Here is a 19905-nt window from a genome sequence, read left to right as displayed (position 1 = left end):
GGATGATCACTGCTACGCTCCGGAACTCACGCCGGTCGTTCCGGATTTTCACATGTCATCTACATGACACACACCGTCACCGGTGCCCGTCGGGCGCCCGACACCGCTGTGAGGGGAGGTCGCCCGTGGCCACCGTCGTCGACGACGCCGCCTCCGTGGAGTTCCACGCGTTCTTCGAACGCCACTACGCCGAACTGTCCCGGCTGGCCCATCTGCTGACGGGCGAGGCGGACGCCGCCGACGATCTGGCGGCGGACGCGCTGCTGGCGTTGTGGCACCGCTGGGACCGGGTGCGCGCCGCCGACCATCCGGTGGCGTACGCCCGGGGCGTGGTGGCCAACCTGGCCCGTACCCGGATCCGCAGCGCGGTGCGCGAACGGCGGCGGATCGCGCTGTTCTGGTCGCCGCGCGAGGAGCGGATCGAGAACCCCGACGTGCCGGGGGTGGTGGACGTGCAGGAGGCGTTGCGCCGGCTGCCGTTCCGCAAGCGGGCGTGCGTGGTGCTGCGACACGCCTTCGACCTGTCGGAGAAGGACACCGCGCTGGCTCTGGGCGTCTCGGTGGGTACGGTGAAGAGCCAGACCTCGAAGGGGATGGCCGAACTGCAGCGGCTGCTGGGCACGCGGGAGGTGCCGCGGCAGGTGCACGCGGCGGTGGCGGCGACCGCGGGCGGGGAAGCGGTCGGGAACGCGCGAGAACGCCCCCACGGGGCCAGGGGAAGGAAGCGATGACGATGCGGCGGGACGTGCACGAGGAGCTGCGCGCCCGGCTGCAGGAGGCGGCCGGGGCGCACGAGCCCGACCGGGAGCGCATGCTGGCCCGGGTGGAGCGCGGCATGGCCGGACCGGCCCGCCCCGAGCACCGGGCCGTGCGTCCGCCGGTGTTCGGCTGGTTCCGGGTGGCGGGCGCGACGGCCGCGGTGGCCGGGGTGCTGGCGGTGGGCGGCTACGCGGTCGCGTCGTCGGTGCAGGACGAGAAGCCGCCGCAGCGGCAGGTGGCCGTCTCGCCGACGCCCACGCCGTCCCCGGAGGCGACGAGCCGGCCGCCCGGGCCGTCGGCGGATCCCGCGCCGGACACCTCCGAGCGGCCCCGGAACACGGCCACCGGCCCCACGGGGACGCCGGGTCCGCCGAAGGCGTCCTCCCGGCCGCCGGCCGGGGTCGAGGACGGGCCGCTGTGGTCGGACGGCTCGGTCGACCCGCACAGCAACGAGTTCTGGGCGCAGAGCAACGTCACCCTGAAGACCACCGAGCGGCTGACCTCGCTCACCGTGGAGCTGCGGATCGCGCAGACCGGCGGGGTGACCTCCACGGGCGCCTGGCGCTCGCTGCCCGAGGACGACTTCGCGCTCTCGGTGGACGAGCGGGACGGCTTCCTCGTCTACGTCTGGACGCTCAAGGACGGCCGCACGGTCGAGCCCGGCGAATGGGTCTTCGCGGGGCAGTACGACCACGAGCGCGGCGGCCGGGACGCCGGGGACGACACCTACACGGCGAGGGCCGGCACCGGCTCAGGACAGCTCGCGGTCGGCGGCGACTTCGCGGCGCAGGACGACGAGGACGAGGCGGACGCGGCGGACGACGAGGATTCCTGAAAAAAGATCGTCCGGGCGGCAACCCTTTTCCCGGCGGCGGCGACCAGGAGACGCAAAGACCCTCTCCACGCAAGGACATGGCGCATGACTGCACGACCCGAACAGCGCGTCTCCCACCGCCGCCGGACCACCAGGCGGCGGGCCGTGATCGCCGGAGTCTCCGCGCTCGGCATCACGGGGGCGGCGGTCGTCACCACGACGATGCTGTCCACCGCGGGCGCCGCCTCGGCCTGGCCCTCCGACACCGGCGGCAAGCCGGTGTCCAAGACCGTCCCGGTCTCCGGGACGTACGACGGCGGCATGAAGAAGTTCTACGGCACCGGCGCCCTCGGCGGCGACGGCCAGGACGAGGGCCAGGACCCGATCTTCGAGCTGGCCGACGGCGCCACGCTGAAGAACGTGATCATCGGCACCCCGGCCGCCGACGGCGTGCACTGCAAGGGCAGCTGCACCCTGCAGAACGTCTGGTGGCTGGACGTCGGCGAGGACGCCGCCAGCTTCAAGGGCAAGTCGTCGTCGGCCCAGTACAAGGTGATCGGCGGCGGCGCGAAGAAGGCCGACGACAAGGTGCTGCAGTTCAACGGCGCCGGCACGCTGACCGTGAGCGGCTTCCGGGTCGAGGACTTCGGCAAGCTGGTGCGCTCCTGCGGCAACTGCAAGACGCAGTACAAGCGCACGATCGTGCTGAAGGACATCGACGTCGTCGCACCCGGCAAGTCGCTCGTCGGCATCAACACCAACTACGGCGACACCGCCACGCTGTCGCAGATCCGCATCCAGGGCGACAGCAAGAAGAAGATCAAGACCTGCACCCGCTACCAGGGCAACAACACGGGCAAGGAGCCGAAGGACCTCGGCTCCGGCGCCGACGGCAAGTACTGCAAGTTCTCGTCCTCGGACATCACCTACAAGTGATCCCTCCGGGCCCCTGACCCCGGGCCGCCGTCTCGACGTCCGGCGGCCCGGTGACCGGTGCCGTCCGAGCCCCCCTCGGACGGGCCGGAACCCCCCGGCGGTCCGGACCCCCATCCGGCCCGCCGACCAGGACGCCCCGCCGACTCACCCGGCGGGGCGTCCGCCTTGTGTCCGGGCCTCCGCGCGGCGAAAACACCCGAAACTTTCGGCGTTCCCCGCCGCGTCCGCATCGGTTGACGCCCCGCGCTCCCCTGGTGACACTCCGGGAAACAACAGAACCCCTCAGGCTCCGACAGGAAGTGTCATGCGCCGCCACACCGCACGTCGCACGCTTCTCGTCCCGTTCCTCGCCCTCCTCCTCGCCCTGCTCGCCGCCCCGCCGGGCACCACACACCCCGGAGCGCCACCCGTGAAGAAGCCCCCGTACGCCGGTTACCTCTTCGCCTACTTCACCGGCGAGGGCACCGCCGACGGCGAGCAGATCCGCTACGCCCTCAGCCGCGGCAACGACGCCCTGCACTGGCGCGGACTCAACGCCGGCAAGCCGGTGCTGACCTCCACCATCGGCGAGAAGGGGCTGCGCGACCCGTTCGTGATCCGCTCCCCCGGGGGCGACCGGTTCTACATGATCGCCACCGATCTGCGGATGTACCGCGGCAGCAGCGGAAGCTGGGACGAGGTCCAGCGGCACGGCAGCAAGTCGATCATGGTGTGGGAGTCCACCGACCTGGTCCACTGGACCGACCGGCGCCTGGTGAAGGTGTCCCCGGACAACGCGGGCAACACCTGGGCCCCGGAGGCCTACTGGGACGACGAGCTCGACGCGTACGTCGTCTTCTGGGCGTCCAAGCTGTACGCCGACGACGACCCGGACCACGCCGGCTCGACGTACAACAGGATGCTGTACGCGACCACGGAGGACTTCCGCACCTTCAGCGAGCCGAAGGTCTGGAACGACCCGGGTCACTCGGTCATCGACTCGACCGTCGTCAAGCACGAGGACACGTACTACCGCTACACCAAGGACGAGCGCGACCCGTCCTCCGGCTCGCCCTGCTCGAAGTTCGTCACCGGCGAGAAGGCGGCGTCGCTGACCGACACCTCCTACGACTTCGTCGCCGACTGCATCGGCAGCGGCGCGATGAGCCGGGGCGAGGGGCCGACGGTGTTCAAGTCGAACACCGAGGAGAAGTGGTACCTGTTCATCGACGAGTACGGCGGCCGGGGCTACCTCCCCTTCGAGACCGCCGACCTCGACTCGGGCGTGTGGACCCCGTCGACGGACTACCAGCTGCCCGCCAGCCCCCGGCACGGCACCGTCATCCCGGTGACGCGGGCCGAGTACGACCGGCTGCTGGCCGCCTACCCGGAGAGCCCCACGTCGATCGTGGACGCCACGGCCCCCGGCCAGAAGGGGTACGCCGTCGTCAGCGAGGAGACGAGCAGGGTCGTGCTGCCGATGGAGCCGGACGCGGACCTGCGGCGCCTCGCGCCGAGGCTGTGGCCGGCCGAGGGCGCGACGGTCGGCCCGGGGCCCGGTGCGCGCCGCGACTTCCGCAGGCCCCAGGCGTACACGGTGACGGCCGCCGACGGCACCCGACGCACCTGGACCGTCGAGGCGGTGCCCACCCGCAGCCCCGTGCTGCCGGGCCTGTACGCGGACCCGGACGTGCGGTACATGGACGGCCGGTACTGGATCTACCCGACCACGGACGGCTTCCCCGGCTGGGGCGGCACGCGGTTCAAGGCGTTCTCGTCGAGGGACCTGGTCCACTGGGAGGACCACGGGGTGATCCTCGACCTCGGCCCCGACGTGTCCTGGGCCGACCGCAACGCCTGGGCGCCCGCGATCGCGGAACGCGACGGGAAGTACTACCTCTACTTCTGCGCCGAACAGCAGATCGGCGTCGCGGTGGCCGACTCCCCGGCCGGCCCCTTCACGGACGCGCTCGGCAAGCCGCTGATCAGCAGGACGCAGTTCGACGGCCAGATGATCGACCCGGCCGTGTTCACCGACGACGACGGGCGGTCGTACCTGTACTGGGGCAACGGGCACGGCTACGTGGCCCCGCTCGACGACGACATGGTGTCCTTCGACGCCGCACGGGTGAAGGACATCACCCCGCGGAACTTCCGCGAGGGCTCCTTCGTAGTGAAGCGCGACGGGACCTACTACCTCATGTGGTCCGAGGACGACACCCGCAGCGAGGACTACCACGTGGCCTACGCGACCGGTCCGTCCCCGCTCGGCCCGTGGACCGGGCGCGGCACGATCCTGTCCAAGCGCCCCGAGTACGGCATCCTCGGCACCGGTCACCACTCCGTGGTCAACGCCCCCGGCACCGACGACTGGTACATCGTCTACCACCGGTTCGCGCTGAACGGCCCCGGGAAGCCCGGCGGGGACGGCACGCACCGCGAGACCACCGTCGACCGGCTGGAGTTCGCGGCCGACGGCAGCATCGAGCCGGTGGTGCCGACCCTGGAGTCGGTCAGGCCGGTGCGGCGGTGACCGACTCCAGCCAGGCGTAGGCCTCGTCCTGCATCGCGGCGTCGAAGACGTGGCCGCGCTCCGGCCACGTCTTCAGCCGCAGCCGCTCCCCGGCACCGCACGCGCGCCAGACGGCCCGCAGCCTGTCGTACGCGACCCGCACCCCGTCGGCGGGGAACAGGGCGTCGCGCCCGCCGTGGAAGAACAGCATCGGCTTCGGCGCGGCGACACTCGCCACGTCGGGGATGTCGAGGTGCCGGGCGAGCCCCGGGTGGAGCATGTGGAACGCCGACTGCCCGCGCAGGGTGTTGTTGCCCGGCACCATCATCTCCTTGAGGCCGGTCATCCAGCACACGCTCACCGCGGCGGCGACGTCGTCGCTGAGCGCGGCGGCCTGCCAGGCCCGGTAGCCGCCCAGGGAGAAGCCGACGGCGGCGATCCGGCGGGCGTCCACCCGGTCCAGGCCGGCCAGGAAGGCCGCGGCCCGCTGGTCCTCGCGGGCGTGCAGTCCGGCGAGCGAGGAGCCGAGGTGGTAGAGGTTGCTCGCCAGCGCCTGCTGCTCCTCGTAGGCCAGAGGTCCGCGCTCGCCCCAGCCGAGCGCGTCCGGGCAGAACACCACGTACCCCCGCCGGGCCAGTTCGTCCCCGACGAAACGCCCGTCGAAGCACCGGCCGGCCCACTCCTCGGCGGAGGCGAGGCGGACGTCGTCGTACCAGGGCCGGACGCCCTTCTCCTTGCCGATGTCGAACCGGGACCCGTGGTCGTGCAGCAGCAGGACCGCCGGGAACGGGCCGGCGCCCCGCGGGGTGAGCAGGGCGCCGCGGACCCGTCCGTAGCGGGTGAGGGAGAGGGTGACCAGCTCCCGCGTGTAGCCGTCGCCGTCCGCACGGGCGGTGAACTCCGGGGCGTACGGCGTCCCGTCCTGCCGGTCGACGAGGAGGTGCTCCTCGACCACCGCGCGGGCCGCGCGCCGCCACGCGTCGAAGTCCCGGAGCGGCGAGGTGCCCCAGGCGAGCGGGAAGGTCAGCTCGTCCTTGAGCACCGTGTGGAATCCGGGCAGGTCACCGGTGGCGGGCATACGGCCGCCAGTCGCCGAGGTACGTCTCCCGGGTGTGCGAGGCGGCCTGTGCGCGGGTGAGCTGGGGCCGGTTGCCGGGCACGGTGATCACCGCGCCGGGGCCGGTGTTGCGGTACTCGGCGAAGCGCTGCTCCTGCCAGGGGTGGCCGCTCGCCATGTCGGTGTACGGCGCGACCGCGTCGATGCCGGCGCCGAGCCGGGTCTCCCGGACCGTGAGCATCGGGCGGGCGGTGGGGTCGGAGCTGGGCACCCAGGGGCGGGCCAGCTTGTAGTGGCCGTCGGGGGCCTCGCTGCTGATCCTGCTGTGGGTGACCAGGTAGCCGCGCGGGTTGGCGCCGGCGGTGGACGGCGCGAAGACGAAGCCGTACGGCGCGGCCGTGAGGTCGGGGCGGACCAGGGTGCGGAAGTGGCAGTGCTCGAAGACGGCGGTGGCCCGGCCGAAGACGAAGTCGACGTCGCCCTCGGCGTAGCAGTGGGCGAAGTACTGGCGGGCGAAGGCGTCCAGGGAGCGGGAGTCGGCGTACAGGGTGTCCTGGTGGCCGAGGAAGCGGCAGTGGGTGAAGGCGCTGCGGTCCCCCTGCACCTTGAGGGCGACGGCCTGGGTGCCGCTGGTGCCGGGGAGGTCGGTGCGCAGCCAGTCGTTGGCGAAGGTGATCCAGCGGGCGGTGAAGCCGTCGGGGCGCACGGTGGTGGTGGCCGAACCGGAGGTGCCGTGGGTGCCGGAGCCGTCCGGCTTGGGGGTGCCGGCCGCGTTGTCGTAGACGATCACCACGTCGTGGGGGTCCTCGGAGGCGCCGAGCCAGGTCATGTCGGTGCGGTCGGCGTCGACGGAGACCGTCTCGCGGTAGGTGCCCGGGGCGATGACGAGGGTGCGTCCGGTGCCGGTCGCGGCGGTGACGGCGGCCTGGACGCTCGTGAAGTCGCCGGCGCCGCGCGGGTGGACGTACAGGGTCCCCGGGGTGAGCCGGGCGGACGGCGAGCCGTACCGGCCGAACGGGCGGCGGGGCCGGCGGGCGGCCTGTGCGGGGACGGCGGCCAGGGTGAGCGCGGTGGCGGCCGTGGCGCCGGTGAGCAGGAAGTTCCTTCGGGACAGGGGCGAGGGCATGCGGGTGCTCCTTGGGGGACGTCGGACGGGCCGGGGCGGTCCGCAGTGGGGGCGGACCGCCCCGGCCGGCCGTCGGGGAGGGTCAGCGGACGCGGCCGGCGCCCGCGCCGTGCTCGACCAGGAACGGCACGACCCGGGCCGGGTGGACGGCGGTGCGCAGGGTGGGCGTCCAGCCGGCGCCGGACTGGAGGGTCTCGGCCGGGATCTCCGCGTTGTGCACGGCGATCAGGTCCGTGCGCTTGCCGTTGACCACGTTGTGGGCGGCGGTGAGCGGTGCCTCGCTCCACTTCTTGAGGATCTTCGCCGGGCTGATGCCCTTCGCCAGGGTGAAGGCGTTGTGCTCGGCGACGAGCTGGGACTCCTTGCCGACGCCGAAGCTGTAGGAGTAGCCGTCCTTCGCCACGAAGTGGTTGTTGTACACGTCGACCTGTCCGAAGCGGACGCGCGGAGCGCGCTCGACCAGGCCGGAGAACAGGTTGTGGTGGAAGGTCGCCTTCAGCCTGCCCCGGTCGCCGACGGCGGTGGACTCGCTGTCGCTGTTGCCGATGAGGATCGTCTTGTCGTGCTCGGTGAAGACGTTCCAGGAGGCGGTGACGTGGTTGGCGCCCTTGACGATGTCCAGCTCTCCGTCGTGCTGCTGGTACAGCATGCCGAAGTGGGTGGGCGCCTCGCTGTCGGGGTGCTCGCCGTCGGTGAAGGTGTTGTGGTCCAGCCAGACGTGGGTGGAGCCGTGGACGACGGCGGTGTCGTACTCGGAGTTCCAGTTGCCCTTGTCGCCGTCGGTCGGGTCCCACTGCGGGAAGCAGTCGACCGGGCTCTCGAGGGTGAGGTTGCGGACGATGACGTTGTCCACGCCCTTGATCTGCAGGCTGGCGCCCTTGATGCCGGCGTTCCGGCCGACCCCGATGATCGTGGTGTTGGAGGGGACGTGCGCCTTGATGGCGGTGTCCTGGGCGGCGGCGGAGGTCCTGCGCAGCCCCTCCTGGCTGTCGTCCGGCTCGGCGCTCAGGTCCTGCTCCAGGCCCCACGTCTCCGGCGCGTACGCCTCGAGGTAGGCGTCGAAGTCGTAGCCGGGCGCGGCGAACGCCTCGCAGCCCTCGGAGACCGCGTCGATGGTCCCCTTCACCTTGATGATCTTCGGTGCGTCTCCGCCGTCCGCCAGGGCCGCCTTGAACTCGGCCCAGGTGCGCACGGTGCGGACGTGCTCGTGGTCGGCGGCGGCGCCTCCGGTGGTGCCGGTGCCGTGGGAGGCCCAGCCGTCGCCCGCGCCCAGCGTCTGCCGGGCGGGGTCGCGGTGGTGGTGCGAGGGGGAATGGGCCTGGGCGCCGGTGCCGGTCAGGGCCAGGACGAGGGCGGTGCAGCCGGCCAGCGAGGCGGCTCTCACCGTGGCATGCCCATGCCATCCGAATGTGCTCATGGTGCGGCTCTCCTTCTTCGTGGTCCAGGGGTGTTACGCGACGGCCTCCGGCCAGGTGATCCACGACTCGGGGATCTCCGCGTCCAGCCGGCGCACGTCGCGCGGCGCGAGCACCCGGGTGCGCAGCAGCTCCCGGGCGACCAGCCGCGCCACGGCGATCGCGCCCGGCGGGTTGAAGTGCGTGTTGTCCTGCTCGGACGCCGTCCAGTTGAAGTACTTCTTGGTCTCCTCGGCCCCGAGCTCCTGCCACAGCGCCAGCGACAGCGCCTGGACGTCGAGCAGCGCGACCCGCTCCTCGGCGGCCAGCGCCCGCATCGCCGCCGGGTACTCCCCGTGGCTCGGCACGGCACGCCCGTCCGCGTCGAACCGCCGCCGCTCCACGGCGGTGGCCAGCACGGGCCGCGCCCCGCGGGCCCGCGCCCCCTCGACGTACATCCGGAGGTGGTCCTGGTACGTCGACCAGGGCTCGGTGTGGCGGGTGGGGTCGGTGGTCTTCTCGTCGTTGTGCGCGAACTGGACGAGGAGGAAGTCGCCGGGCCGGATCGAGGAGAGGATCGCCTCGAGCCGTCCCTCGTCGACGAAGCTCTTGGAACTCCGCCCGTTCACGGCGTGGTTGGCGACGGTGAGATGCCGGTGCAGCAGGAAGGGCAGCGCCGTCCCCCACCCGGTCTCGGGCGCGGCGTCGGCGTACTTCTGCGCGGCGGTGGAATCACCGGCGATGTAGAGGGTGCGGGAACGCCGCCCGGGTGTTGCCCGCGCGGTCCCGCTCATGGCGAGGGCAAGAGGGACGCCGATCCCGGCAACGGCAGCCTGTCTACGCGTGAGGGACACGAGCTGTGCCTTTCGACAGGGGCGGTGGTGCGCCCCCTCGGGGGCGCGGGACTGTGTCGATGTGCGGCTTCGCCGCGTGGGTGCGACAAGCCGGGGACGGCCCGCGGCCGAAGACGGGACGGGCCGTCCCCGGTGGAACCGCCGGTCAGCCCATCTGCTCCTGCCACTCGGCCTGCGCCTCGTTCAGCTGCCCGGCCATCGTGTCCAGGAACTCCTTGGCGCTCGTCTTCCCCAGCAGGACCTTCTGGAAGTTCGGCTCGTTGTCGGCCTTGGAGATCGTGTTCCAGTCCGGCAGGTAGTACGGCAGCTGGACGATGGTCGTGGAACCGTCGTTCAGCGCCTCGGCCGCCAGCTTCGTGGGCTCCGCCTTGCTGATCCACTCGTCCTTCGCGGCGTCCGTGTGCGCCGGCACCTGCCCGGCCGACTCGTTGAACTTCGAGCTCGACTGCGCCGACGTGGCGAACTCGATGAACTTCCAGGCGGCCTCCTTGTTCTTGGAGCTCTTGAACAGGCCCAGTCCGTCGACCGGGTTGGAGACCTGGACCCGCTTGCCGCCGGGACCGGTCGGCTGCGGGATGCCCCGGAACTTCTCGGTGGTGAGCGCCTTGACGTGGTCCTGGTACGACCCCAGGTTGTGGTTCAGCATGCCGATCGTGCCGGAGTCCCACTGGGCGACCATCTTGGTGAAGTCGTTGTTCAGGTCGGCCGCGGGGGTGGCCTTCTTGAACAGGCCCGCGTACTTCTCCAGGGCCTCGACGTTCTTCGGGTCGTTGACCGTGGTCTTCTTGCCGGAGGAGTCCCAGAACGAGGTGATGCCGGACTGTCCGTACATCGCGTCCAGGGCCTGGGCGATGGAGCCGGCGCCGCCGCGGATGGTGTAGCCGAACTCGTTCTTTCCCTTGTTCGTCAGCTTCTCGGCGGCCTCGTAGAACCGGTCCCAGGTGGTCGGCTCCTCCAGGCCCGCCTTCTCGAACAGGTCGGTGCGGTAGTACAGCACGCCGTTGTTCGCCGAGGTCGGGATCGAGTACAGCTTGTCGTCCCCGCCGCCGGCGGCGCGCAGCGACTCGATCATGTCCTTGTTGAGCTTGCCGTTCAGCGGCGACTTGGCCAGCCGGAAGTCCAGTGTGTCGAGCGCGCCCTGGGCGGCGAAGCCCGCGAGCATCGAGGCGCTGACGCCGCCGACGTCCGGCAGACCGCCGCCCTGGATGGCGGTGTCGACCTTGGACTGGTACTCGGTGGAGGCGATGCCGACGTACTGGACGTCGATGTCCGGGTTCGCCTTCTCGAAGTCGGCGATGATCTCCTTCCAGATCTCGGTGCGGACACCGCCGTTGTTGTCCCAGAAGACGATCTCGCCCTTGCCGTCGCCCTCGGCGCCGCTGTCGCCCGAGCTGCCGTCGTCGCCGCAGGCGGTGGCGGTCAGGGCGAGCACGGCCCCCAGGGCGACGGCGGCCGGCGCCCGGCGCCCGCCCTTGCTGCTTCTGAGAATGCTGATCTTCATTGGTCGGCTCTCTTCTTCTGGATCCAACGGACTGTGAAGTTGTGGGGGGGGGCGGTCGGGACGTACGGCGGTCCTCAGCCGTACGCCGGGGTGCTGATCCGGAACCGCGTGAAGGTGGCGGCGCCGGCGTGTCCCTGGCCGGTGGGCGCCACGGCGACCAGGCCGAGCAGGGCGCCGACCCAGCGCCAGGGGGTGGCGGCGAAGACCTGCCCCGAGGGGCGGGGGCCGTCCCCCGTGTCGTACGAGAAGCGGCAGCGTGCCCCGGCGCCGATGTCGACGCGCAGCAGGGCCCGGCCGTCGGGAGCGGGCCTCGGGTGGTCGGCGTCGCGTTCCCTCTCGGCGACCGTCTCGGCGAACCGGTGCACCAGGTGCACCGTGCCGTCCGTGCCGCGCTGGAGCCCGATCCAGCGGTAGGCGTCCCCGAGGACGGCGAGTCCGGCGCGTGCGCCGGGTTCCTCGCTGTCGAGCCGCAGCTCCACCTCGACGGTGCACGGGGTGCCGGGCAGCCGCTGGGTCAGGACGTGGGGCAGTGCGCGCAGGTCGTGCGCGTCGGCGGAGCGGACGCAGGTCAGCCGCAGCCCGTCGGCGGAGTGCTGGGTGGTCCAGCCCTCCTTCGGGTTGGCGGTCCACTGCCACTGGCGGCCGTGGCGTCCACCGGGGAAGTCGTCGTCGGTGGCGGGCGCCGCGGGCGGCTGCGGGGGCAGGTCCGGGCGGCGGTGCTCGGTGACGGGGGCGCCGTCGTGCCCGAGCACCGGCCAGCCGTCCGGATCCCAGCCCATCGGCTGGAGGTGCACGACGCGGCCGTACGGTCCGCGTTGCTGGAAGTGCAGGAACCAGTCCTCGCCGGACGGGGTGCGCACCCAGCCGCCCTGGTGGGGGCCGTTGACGTCGGTGTCCTTCTGCTCGAGGACGACCTTCTCCTCGTACGGCCCGAAGAACGCGCGGGAGCGGAAGGCGCCCTGCCAGCCGGTCTCCACTCCCCCGGCGGGGGCGAGGATCCAGAACCAGCCGTCGTGCCGGTAGAGCTTGGGGCCCTCCAGGGTGAACCAGCCGGGGATGCGGTCGCCGTCGACGATCACCTTGCCCTCGTCGAGGAGTTCGGTGCCGTGCGGGTGCATCCGGTGGCCGGTGAGGCGGTTCTTGACGCCGGAGCGGGACTTGGCCCAGGCGTGCACGAGGTAGGCCTCGCCGGTCCCGTCGTCCCACAGGGGGCACGGGTCGATCAGCCCCTTGCCGGCCTTCACCAGGTGCGGCCGGGTCCAGGGGCCGCGGATCCCGGGGGCGTTGACCTGGAAGATGCCCTGGTCGGGGTCGCCCCAGAAGATCCAGAACCGGTCGTCGTGGTGGCGCAGGGACGGGGCCCAGACCCCGCAGTCGTGCCGGGGCGTCGTGAACTCGCTCTCCGGCTCCAGCCGTTCGAGGGCGTGGCCGACGAGGGTCCAGTTCACCAGGTCGCGGGAGTGCAGCAGGGGCAGTCCGGGGACGCGGCCGAAGCTGGAGGCGGTCAGGTAGAAGTCGTCGCCGACGCGGATCACGTCCGGATCGGACCAGTCGGCGTCCAGGACCGGGTTGCGGTAGGTGGGGTCGGTCCGCTCCGCGGTCATGGGCCCACCGCCTTGCGGACCAGGGCGGCGGCGGCGCTCCGGTCGAGGCGGCCGTCGGCGACGACGGTGACGATCCGGCGGACCACGGTCTCGCCGGGCGGCAGGGGCAGCCGGTCGGCGTGGGCGAGGGAGGAGCCGACGCCCGGGTACTCGGCGGTGCGGACGAACCAGGGGTCCTCCCGGGTCCGTTCGGTCGCCCCGGCGAAGACCAGGGTCCAGGCGGACCCGGCGAGCGCGATCCAGTCGGCCGGCCGGCCGTGCACCCCGCTCTCGCCCTCGGCGCGGTCGGTGAAGACGTCCGGTGCCGTCTCCTCCTTGCGGGCCCGCCAGAAGAAGCCCCCGTACGCGGCTCCGGGGCGGCCGTTGGTGGCGGGGCTGCCGACGGAGAGCGGCGCACTCGTGACGTTGGTGAGGGAGAAGGTGAAGTCCAGCGCCCAGGCGGCGTCGGTGAGTCCGGTGGCGGCGACCGTACGGCGCTCGCGCAGCAGCTCGCCCGGCGCGGCCACCCAGCGCAGCTCCTCGACGAACCCGTCGGGGTCGCGCAGCTGGTAGGCGGAGTGCCGCTGGGAACCGTGGTTGTCCAGCTCGGTCGGCCCCCGGTCGCGGACGTAGGTGCGCCCGCCCCAGAAGTTGAACCCCTCGACGTCGGGAACGGCGACACCGACGCCGAGGTGGTGTGCGTGGTCGGCGGGGCTCAGCTCGGTGACCGCCGCGCCGGCCAGGGTGGTGACGGGGTGCAGGTACGGCCGCGGGGAGAGCCGGGCCGGCAGCTCGGGCCGGGTGACGTACCGGCCGACGGGCCGGCCCGCGACGCGCAGCACCACGGAGTCGTTGCCGGTCATCGGGTGCTCACCTCTTTCGGCAGGTGGTGGGCGGGCAGGGCCCAGGAGGCGCCCAGCTCGGAGTAGAGGGAGAGGGTGTCGGCGGCGGCGGCGACCAGGTCGTCGACGCCGGGCACGACCCGGCGGTTCTCACCGGGGACGCGGTGCCAGGCACCGGCGGGCAGCGGGGCCGGGTCCGGGGCCGTGCGGATCGCCTCGACGACCTGCATGAAGGCGCCCGTCCCGTCCGGGGTGACCAGCAGGGGGGTGCCGTCGGTGAGGTGGGCGGCGAGGTTCTCCAGCAGGTCGGTGCGGTCGAACCGCAGCTCCTCGGGTCCGTGGCCCGCGCGCTGGAGCAGGACGCGGTCCTGCTTGTACCAGAAGGTGATCCGGCCGCTGGTGCCGTGCACCATGACGTACGGCTCGTCGGCCCGCTCGGCGCACAGGGTCGCGGCGACGGTGACCGAACCGCCCCGCGCGGTGGTGATCCGTACGCAGGAGGTGTCGTCGGACTCGATGTCGTTGGCGCGCAGCAGTTCGGTCTCGATGCCGGCGACGTCCTCGGCGCGGGTGCTGCCGGCCAGCGCGAGGGCGGTGGCGACGGCGTGGGCGAGCGGGTTGGTGAGCGCCCCGTCGATCACGTCGACGCCGTTCAGCCGGCGCCGGCCGGCCCAGGGCGCCCGCCGGAAGTACTCCTCGGGCCGCACCCAGGCGCCGGCTCCGCCGATCCCCACCACCCGGCCGACGGCGCCCCCGTCGACCAGGTCGCGGATCGCGGGCACGGCGTGCGAGCCGAGCGACTGGAAGCCGATCTGGCAGGCCACCCCGGCCGCGGCGACCCCGTCGGCCATCCTCCGGTACTCGGCGTACGACGGCGCCGGCGGCTTCTCCAGCAGGAGGTGCACGCCCCGTTCGGCCGCCGCGAGGGCGAGGTCGGTGTGGGTGTGGATCGGGGTGCAGATCACTGCGATCCGGGCCCCGGTGGACTCCAGCAGTGCGCCAAAGTCGGCGGACTGCTCGGGGAGTTCACCGCCGAATTCCTCCTCCGTGAGCGGAGTGAGCTCGCAGATCCCGGCGAGCCGTACGACGCCCCGCTCCTGGAGGCGGCGGATGTTCGCCACGTGCCAGCGGCCGTGACCGCGGGCGCCGGCGAGGACGACGGGCAGCGGGGCGCCGGGCGCGGTCCGAGGTGCGGTCATCCCTTCACCGCCCCCGCGCTGAAGCCGGTGATCAGCCACTTCTGGATGAAGGCGAACACGATCACCACGGGGACGGCCGCGATGATGCCGCCCGCGGCGAGGGCGCCGAGGTCGACGCTGTCCGCGCTCATCAGGGTGTTGAGGCCGACCGGGATGGTCTGCTTCTCCTGGTTGTTGAGGAACATCAGGGCGAACAGGAAGTGGTTCCAGGAGTGGACGAAGGCGAAGGAGCCGACGGCGATCAGACCGGGCCGCAGCAGGGGCAGGACGACCACCCGGAAGGCCTTGAACCGGTTGCAGCCGTCGACCCAGGCGGCCTCCTCCAGGGAGTACGGCACGTTCTTGATGAAGTTGCTGATCAGGATGATCGACAGCGGCAGCTGGAAGACCGTCTCGGCGATGATGACGCTGCCGAGGGAGTTGATCATCTGCAGTTCGGCGAAGATCTCGAACAGCGGGACCAGGAGCAGCGCGCCGGGCACGAACTGGGAGCAGAGCAGGGCGAGCATGAAGGCCCGCTTGATCTTGAAGTCGAACCGGGCGAGGGCGTAGCCGCCGGCCAGGGCGACCAGCGTCGTCATGATCAGGGTGGCGACGCCGACCAGCACGCTGTTGTAGAAGAAGGTGCCGAAGCTGCGGTCCGTCCAGACCTTCTCGAAGTGGTCGAAGGTCATCGGCCAGGGCACCAGGGAGGTCGAGCCGGCCGGGCGGAGGGCGAACAGCAGGATCCAGTAGAAGGGGATGAGGGTGAAGACGAGGTAGATGCCCAGCGGCAGGTAGATCTGCCAGCGGGGGGCCTCGTCCCAGGCGCGGTGCTTCTTGGCCGGGCGGGGCGGCGCGGGGGCGGTGCGCGCGGGGGCGGGGGCGGCCACGGGGGCCTCTTTGGTGATCACTTCTCGCCTCCGAACTTGCTCAGCCGCAGGTAGACCATCGAGCAGAAGAGCAGGATGAGGAACGCGACCGTGGTCAGGGCCGACGCGTAGCCGAAGTTGTGCGCGTCGACGGAGGTGTTGGCGATGTACAGCGGCAGGGTCGTGGTCTCGCCCGCGGGTCCGCCGCCGGTCAGCGTGTAGAGCAGGTCGACGTTGTTGAACTCCCACACCGCGCGCAGCAGTGTGGACAGGATGATGGCGTCCTTCAGGTGCGGCAGCGTGATGTGCCAGAACTGCTTGATGCGGCTGGCCCCGTCGACCTCGGCGGCCTCGTAGAGGTCCTTCGAGACGGACTGGAGGTCGGCGAGGATGAGGATCGCGAAGAAGGGGACACCGCGCCACAGGTCGGCGACGACCACCGCCGGGAAGACGGTGGAGGTGTCCGACAGCCAGCTGACGCCGTAGTCGCCGATGCCCATGTCCGCGAGGTAACGGGTGATGCCGGTCTGGGAGTTGTAGAGCAGCACCCAGATCGCGGAGGTCAGGACGCCGGAGACGGCCCACGGTGAGAAGACCATGGCGCGGCCCAGGGCGCGGCCGACGAAGGTCTGGTTGACGATGAGGGCGAGGGCCAGGCCGAACAGCAACTGCAGTCCGACCTCGACGAAGACCCACTTGGCGCTGAAGACCAGGGTGTCCCAGAACAGCGGGTCCTCGGTGAAGATGCGGGTGAAGTTGTCGAAGCCCGCGTAACCGTTCCGCCAGGGCTTGGTGGGGTTGTAGTTCTGCAGGCTGTAGTAGAAGACGCTGATGACCGGGTAGGCGATGAAACCCAGCATGAGCAGGGCGGCCGGCCCGATCAGCAGGTAGGGGAGCCTGCGGGGCGTGGCGGAGGCACGGCGCCGCCGGGGTGGCCTGGGCGGTTTCGCCACGGCTGCGGCATGGGCCATGACTGTTCTCCGTTTCTCGGTACGTCGTGCTGTGTGGTGCGGGTGCGGGTGAAGCGCTTTCTCCACCGGTGTGCGGGGGCCCGGACGGTACGGCCGGTCAGCCGGCGTACGGGTCCTGGACCGTGCCCGGGCGGGCGAGGAACTCGAAGTCGCAGCCGGTGTCGGCCTGCGTGATCTGCTCGTTGTAGAGCGCGCCGTAGCCGCGCTCGTAGCGCACGGGCGGCGGCGTCCACCGTTCCCGGCGGCGCTCCAGCTCCTCGTCGTCGACATTGAGCTGCAGGAGGCGGTTCTCGACGTCGAGGGTGATCGAGTCCCCGGTGCGCACCAGGGCGAGCGGTCCGCCGACGTACGACTCGGGGGCGACGTGCAGGACGCACGTGCCGTAACTCGTCCCGCTCATCCGGGCGTCGGAGATCCGCACCATGTCCCGCACGCCCTGCTTGAGCAGGTGGTCGGGCAGCGGCAGCATCCCGTACTCGGGCATGCCCGGGCCGCCCTTGGGGCCGGCGTTGCGCAGCACCAGCACGCTGTCGGCGGTGATGTCCAGCGCCGGGTCGTTGATGGTCCGCTGCATCTGCTTGTAGTCGTCGAAGACGACGGCGGTGCCGGTGTGCTTCAGCAGGTGCGGTTCGGCGGCGATGTGCTTGATGACGGCGCCGTCCGGGCAGAGGTTGCCGCGCAGTACGGCGACCCCGCCCTCGGCCGCGACCGGGTTGTCCCGGGGCCGGATGACGTCGTCGTCGTGCACCTGCGCGCCGGCGATCTGCTCGCGCATCGTGTCGTGGCAGACGGTGGGACGGTCCAGGTGGAGCAGGTCCGGGATCCGGGAGAGGAACCCGGGCAGCCCGCCCGCGAAGTGGAAGTCCTCCATCAGGTACGTCTGTCCGCCGGGCCGCACGTTGGCCAGCACCGGGACGGTGCGGGCGATGCGGTCGAAGTCGTCGAGGGTGAGCTTGACCCCCGCGCGTCCGGCCATGGCGATCAGGTGGATGACGGCGTTGGTGGAGCCGCCGAGTCCGAGGACGGTGGTGACCGCGTCCTCGAAGGCGTCCGCGGTGAGGAGGTCGCTCAGCCTGCGGTCCTTGTGGACCAGGTCGACGACGGTCATCCCCGCCCTGGCGGCCATCCGGTCGTGCCCGGAGTCGACGGCCGGGATGCTGGACGCGCCCGGGACCGTGACGCCGAGGGCCTCGGCGGCGGCGGTCAGCGTGGACGCCGTGCCCATGGTCATGCAGTGGCCGGGCGAGCGGGCCAGGCCGCTCTCCAGTTCCTGCATCTCGCAGTCGCCGATGACGCCGGCGCGCTTGTCGTCCCAGTACTTCCACATGTCGGTGCCGGAGCCGAGGACCTCGTTGCGCCAGTGCCCGGGCAGCATCGGCCCGGCGGGCACGAACACGGTGGGCAGGTCGGCGCTGGCGGCGCCCATCAGCAGGGCGGGCGTGGACTTGTCGCAGCCGCCCATCAGCACGGCGCCGTCGACCGGGTAGGAGCGCAGCAGCTCCTCGGTCTCCATGGCGAGGAGGTTGCGGTACAGCATGGGGGTCGGCTTCTGGAAGGTCTCGCTGAGGGTGGAGACCGGGAACTCCAGCGGGAAACCGCCCGCCTGCCAGACGCCCCGCTTCACGGCCTGCGCGCGGTCGCGCAGGTGGACGTGGCAGGGGTTGATGTCGGACCAGGTGTTGAGGATCGCGATGACGGGCTTGCCCAGGTGCTCCTCGGGCAGGTAGCCGAGCTGACGGGTGCGGGCGCGGTGGCTGAAGGAGCGCAGGCCGTCGGTGCCGTACCACTGGTGGCTGCGGAGCTGCTCGGGGGACTTGCGGGGGGTCATATCGACCACCCCGCGGCGATGGCGGCGACCTCGGCGCGCTCGCTCTCCGGCAGCGGCCTGCTCGGCGGGCGGACCTCGCGGCGGCACAGGCCGAGGGAGGCGAGGGCCTCCTTGACGACGGTGACGTTGTTGGCGGAGCCGTTGGCGGCGCGCAGTTCCTCGAAGCGGCGGATCTGCTCCCACACCTTCATGGCGGTCGGGTAGTCGCCGGAGCGCAGCGCCTCGATCATGTTCAGCGAGACGGACGGGGCGACGTTGACCAGGCCCGAGGTGAAGCCGGTGGCGCCGGCCGAGAAGTAGGAGGGGGCGTAGGGCTCGGCGAGCCCGGCGACCCACACGAACCGTTCGAGCCCCGCGTCCCGGGCGAAGGCGGCGAACTTCGCCGCGTCCGGCACGGCGTACTTCACGCCGATCACGTTGGGGCAGGCGTCGGCGAGTTCGGCGAGCCGGGCGCCGGTCAGTTGCGCGTTGCGGACGTAGGGGACGACGCCCAGCTCGGGCACGGCCTCGGCGATCGCACGGTGGTAGTCGACCCAGCCGCTCTGGGAGACGTAGGGGTGGACGGGCTGGTGCACCATCACCATCTGCGCGCCGAGTTCCCGGGCGTGCCGCGCGGAGTCGACGGCGGTGGGCACGTCGTGGCCCACCCCGACCAGGATCGCCGAGCGGCCGCCGGCCTCCTCGACGGTCAGCTCGGTGACCAGCCGGCGCTCGTCGGGGGTCAGGGCGTAGAACTCGCCGGTGTTGCCGTTGGGGGTGAGGGTCGTGATGCCACCGTCGAGGAGACGACGCAGCAGGGCCCGGTAGGTGCCTGGGTCGACGGAGCCGTCCTCGGCGAACGGGGTCACCGGGATCGCCACCACGTCGGCCAGGGCCGCCCGCTGGGTCTCGAACGTCGTTGTCATGCCTGACCGTCCTCTTTCTGGGCTTCCGGGGCCGCCTCGAAGTCCGCTCCGACCTCGGGGAAGGCCCGTCGCACGAACGACGCGATGTGCGAGTGCAGGGCGCGGGCCGCGCCGTCCGCGTCCCCGCCGAGCGCGAGCCGCAGGATCTCGCGGTGCTCGCTCGCCTCCCGCTCCCAGGAGGGGTCGGCGGCCCAGGCGACGGCCGAGACGAGGGCGGCCTGGTCGCGGACCTCGTCCAGCATCCGGCCGAGCAGCGGGTTGCCGCAGGGCACGTAGAGGGCGCGGTGGAACTCACGGTTGGCCAGGGACCGTTCGGCGGTGTCGTCGGCCTGGTCGGCCCGGGCCAGCGCGTCGCGTGCGGCGTCCAGGGAGGCGCCGCGGCGCACGGCGCGCTTGAGCGCCTCGGGTTCCAGGAGCAGCCGCACGTCGTAGACGGCGCGAGCCATGTCCGCGTCGACCATGCGCACCGTGACGCCCTTGTACTGGCTCATCACGACCAGACCGGTGCCGGCCAGGGTCTTGAGCGCCTCGCGCACCGGGGTCTTGGACACCCCGAACTGCGCGGCGAGGTCGGTCTCGACCAGGGCCTGCCCCGGCGTGAACCGACCGGTCAGTATGCGGCGTTTGATCTCCTCCAGCACGTACTGCGTGCGGGAGGGGATCGGCGTGGGCACAGAGGTCATGCGCGCCTCTCGGATCTCGCGTCGGATCTCGCGTATCGGATCTCGCGTATCGCGTCTCATATATGACGTACGAAGTACGACGCGATGACCGTAGGAGTGGCCCAGAGTTTC

Annotated in this window: 17 protein-coding genes; 4 read left to right on the top strand and 13 right to left on the bottom strand. The window is 71.8% G+C overall.

Features of this window, described 5'->3' with window-relative positions:
• Positions 1–125 precede the first annotated feature (125 nt).
• From ABTY20_RS21965 to ABTY20_RS21950, 4 genes are all read left to right on the top strand, one after another.
• Positions 126–731, top strand: a complete 606-nt coding sequence (locus tag ABTY20_RS21965; protein ID WP_351998705.1) for a SigE family RNA polymerase sigma factor — start codon at positions 126–128, stop codon at positions 729–731.
• Positions 728–1594: a hypothetical protein gene (locus ABTY20_RS21960; RefSeq protein WP_351998704.1), complete on the top strand. Its 867-nt coding sequence runs from the start codon at positions 728–730 to the stop codon at positions 1592–1594. The genes ABTY20_RS21965 and ABTY20_RS21960 overlap by 4 nt, the downstream gene beginning before the upstream one ends.
• Positions 1595–1678: 84 nt before the next feature.
• A complete protein-coding gene (locus ABTY20_RS21955) occupies positions 1679–2509 on the top strand; it encodes a pectate lyase (protein ID WP_351998703.1) in 831 nt (276 codons plus the stop codon).
• Positions 2510–2813: 304 nt separating this feature from the next.
• Complete coding sequence (locus tag ABTY20_RS21950; RefSeq protein ID WP_351998702.1) at positions 2814–5021, top strand: glycoside hydrolase family 43 protein; 2208 nt, start codon at positions 2814–2816, stop codon at positions 5019–5021.
• Here ABTY20_RS21950 and ABTY20_RS21945 read toward each other — a convergent pair.
• The 13 genes from ABTY20_RS21945 to ABTY20_RS21885 all read right to left on the bottom strand — a co-directional run bounded on the left by ABTY20_RS21945 (position 5002) and on the right by ABTY20_RS21885 (position 19794).
• Positions 5002–6078: a dienelactone hydrolase family protein gene (locus ABTY20_RS21945; protein ID WP_351998701.1), complete on the bottom strand. Its 1077-nt coding sequence runs from the start codon at positions 6076–6078 to the stop codon at positions 5002–5004. The two genes, ABTY20_RS21950 and ABTY20_RS21945, sit on opposite strands and share 20 nt — an antisense overlap.
• A complete protein-coding gene (locus ABTY20_RS21940; RefSeq protein ID WP_351998700.1) occupies positions 6062–7183 on the bottom strand; it encodes a pectinesterase family protein in 1122 nt (373 codons plus the stop codon). Before ABTY20_RS21940 ends, ABTY20_RS21945 begins: the two co-directional genes overlap by 17 nt.
• A gap of 82 nt (positions 7184–7265) precedes the next feature.
• Positions 7266–8600, bottom strand: coding sequence for a pectate lyase family protein (locus ABTY20_RS21935; RefSeq protein WP_351998699.1), 1335 nt, complete (start codon positions 8598–8600; stop codon positions 7266–7268).
• A 33-nt stretch (positions 8601–8633) separates the two neighbouring features.
• Positions 8634–9431 (bottom strand): rhamnogalacturonan acetylesterase, encoded by a 798-nt coding sequence (locus tag ABTY20_RS21930; RefSeq protein WP_351998698.1) that lies wholly within the window; start codon positions 9429–9431, stop codon positions 8634–8636.
• Positions 9432–9576: 145 nt separating this feature from the next.
• Positions 9577–10932, bottom strand: a complete 1356-nt coding sequence (locus tag ABTY20_RS21925) for an ABC transporter substrate-binding protein (RefSeq protein WP_351998697.1) — start codon at positions 10930–10932, stop codon at positions 9577–9579.
• Positions 10933–11006: 74 nt separating this feature from the next.
• The gene (locus tag ABTY20_RS21920; RefSeq protein ID WP_351998696.1) at positions 11007–12536 is read right to left on the bottom strand and encodes a glycoside hydrolase family 43 protein; all 1530 of its coding nucleotides are present in this window, start codon (positions 12534–12536) and stop codon (positions 11007–11009) included.
• On the bottom strand, positions 12533–13378 hold the full coding sequence (locus ABTY20_RS21915) for a DUF6807 domain-containing protein (protein ID WP_351998695.1): 846 nt from the start codon (positions 13376–13378) through the stop codon (positions 12533–12535). The genes ABTY20_RS21920 and ABTY20_RS21915 overlap by 4 nt, the downstream gene beginning before the upstream one ends.
• The gene (locus ABTY20_RS21910) at positions 13375–14556 is read right to left on the bottom strand and encodes a Gfo/Idh/MocA family protein (protein WP_351998694.1); all 1182 of its coding nucleotides are present in this window, start codon (positions 14554–14556) and stop codon (positions 13375–13377) included. The genes ABTY20_RS21915 and ABTY20_RS21910 overlap by 4 nt, the downstream gene beginning before the upstream one ends.
• Positions 14553–15449, bottom strand: a complete 897-nt coding sequence (locus ABTY20_RS21905; protein ID WP_351998693.1) for a carbohydrate ABC transporter permease — start codon at positions 15447–15449, stop codon at positions 14553–14555. Before ABTY20_RS21905 ends, ABTY20_RS21910 begins: the two co-directional genes overlap by 4 nt.
• A complete protein-coding gene (locus ABTY20_RS21900) occupies positions 15446–16378 on the bottom strand; it encodes a carbohydrate ABC transporter permease (protein ID WP_351998692.1) in 933 nt (310 codons plus the stop codon). The genes ABTY20_RS21905 and ABTY20_RS21900 overlap by 4 nt, the downstream gene beginning before the upstream one ends.
• Positions 16379–16475: 97 nt before the next feature.
• The gene (gene araD, locus ABTY20_RS21895) at positions 16476–18206 is read right to left on the bottom strand and encodes an L-arabinonate dehydratase (protein WP_351998691.1); all 1731 of its coding nucleotides are present in this window, start codon (positions 18204–18206) and stop codon (positions 16476–16478) included.
• Positions 18203–19111 (bottom strand): dihydrodipicolinate synthase family protein, encoded by a 909-nt coding sequence (locus tag ABTY20_RS21890; protein ID WP_351998690.1) that lies wholly within the window; start codon positions 19109–19111, stop codon positions 18203–18205. The genes araD and ABTY20_RS21890 overlap by 4 nt, the downstream gene beginning before the upstream one ends.
• Positions 19108–19794 (bottom strand): GntR family transcriptional regulator, encoded by a 687-nt coding sequence (locus ABTY20_RS21885; protein WP_351998689.1) that lies wholly within the window; start codon positions 19792–19794, stop codon positions 19108–19110. The genes ABTY20_RS21890 and ABTY20_RS21885 overlap by 4 nt, the downstream gene beginning before the upstream one ends.
• Between the last annotated feature and the right edge of the window lie 111 nt (positions 19795–19905).

This window comes from Streptomyces sp. NPDC126497, from assembly GCF_040302425.1.
Classification (GTDB): Bacteria; Actinomycetota; Actinomycetes; order Streptomycetales; family Streptomycetaceae; genus Streptomyces.
Note: the sequence above shows the minus strand (reverse complement) of the source record. Positions and strands in the feature narration are given on the sequence as shown.

Excerpts from the sequence above, each read along its gene's own strand:
- ABTY20_RS21960 (WP_351998704.1), top strand. The coding sequence starts at position 728 with ATGACGATGCGGCGGGACGTGCACGAGGAGCTGCGCGCCCGGCTGCAG.
- ABTY20_RS21955 (WP_351998703.1), top strand. The coding sequence starts at position 1,679 with ATGACTGCACGACCCGAACAGCGCGTCTCCCACCGCCGCCGGACCACC.
- ABTY20_RS21950 (WP_351998702.1), top strand. The coding sequence starts at position 2,814 with ATGCGCCGCCACACCGCACGTCGCACGCTTCTCGTCCCGTTCCTCGCC.
- ABTY20_RS21945 (WP_351998701.1), bottom strand. The coding sequence starts at position 6,078 with ATGCCCGCCACCGGTGACCTGCCCGGATTCCACACGGTGCTCAAGGAC.
- ABTY20_RS21940 (WP_351998700.1), bottom strand. The coding sequence starts at position 7,183 with ATGCCCTCGCCCCTGTCCCGAAGGAACTTCCTGCTCACCGGCGCCACG.
- ABTY20_RS21935 (WP_351998699.1), bottom strand. The coding sequence starts at position 8,600 with ATGAGCACATTCGGATGGCATGGGCATGCCACGGTGAGAGCCGCCTCG.
- ABTY20_RS21925 (WP_351998697.1), bottom strand. The coding sequence starts at position 10,932 with ATGAAGATCAGCATTCTCAGAAGCAGCAAGGGCGGGCGCCGGGCGCCG.
- ABTY20_RS21920 (WP_351998696.1), bottom strand. The coding sequence starts at position 12,536 with ATGACCGCGGAGCGGACCGACCCCACCTACCGCAACCCGGTCCTGGAC.
- ABTY20_RS21915 (WP_351998695.1), bottom strand. The coding sequence starts at position 13,378 with ATGACCGGCAACGACTCCGTGGTGCTGCGCGTCGCGGGCCGGCCCGTC.
- ABTY20_RS21910 (WP_351998694.1), bottom strand. The coding sequence starts at position 14,556 with ATGACCGCACCTCGGACCGCGCCCGGCGCCCCGCTGCCCGTCGTCCTC.
- ABTY20_RS21900 (WP_351998692.1), bottom strand. The coding sequence starts at position 16,378 with ATGGCCCATGCCGCAGCCGTGGCGAAACCGCCCAGGCCACCCCGGCGG.
- araD (WP_351998691.1), bottom strand. The coding sequence starts at position 18,206 with ATGACCCCCCGCAAGTCCCCCGAGCAGCTCCGCAGCCACCAGTGGTAC.
- ABTY20_RS21890 (WP_351998690.1), bottom strand. The coding sequence starts at position 19,111 with ATGACAACGACGTTCGAGACCCAGCGGGCGGCCCTGGCCGACGTGGTG.
- ABTY20_RS21885 (WP_351998689.1), bottom strand. The coding sequence starts at position 19,794 with ATGACCTCTGTGCCCACGCCGATCCCCTCCCGCACGCAGTACGTGCTG.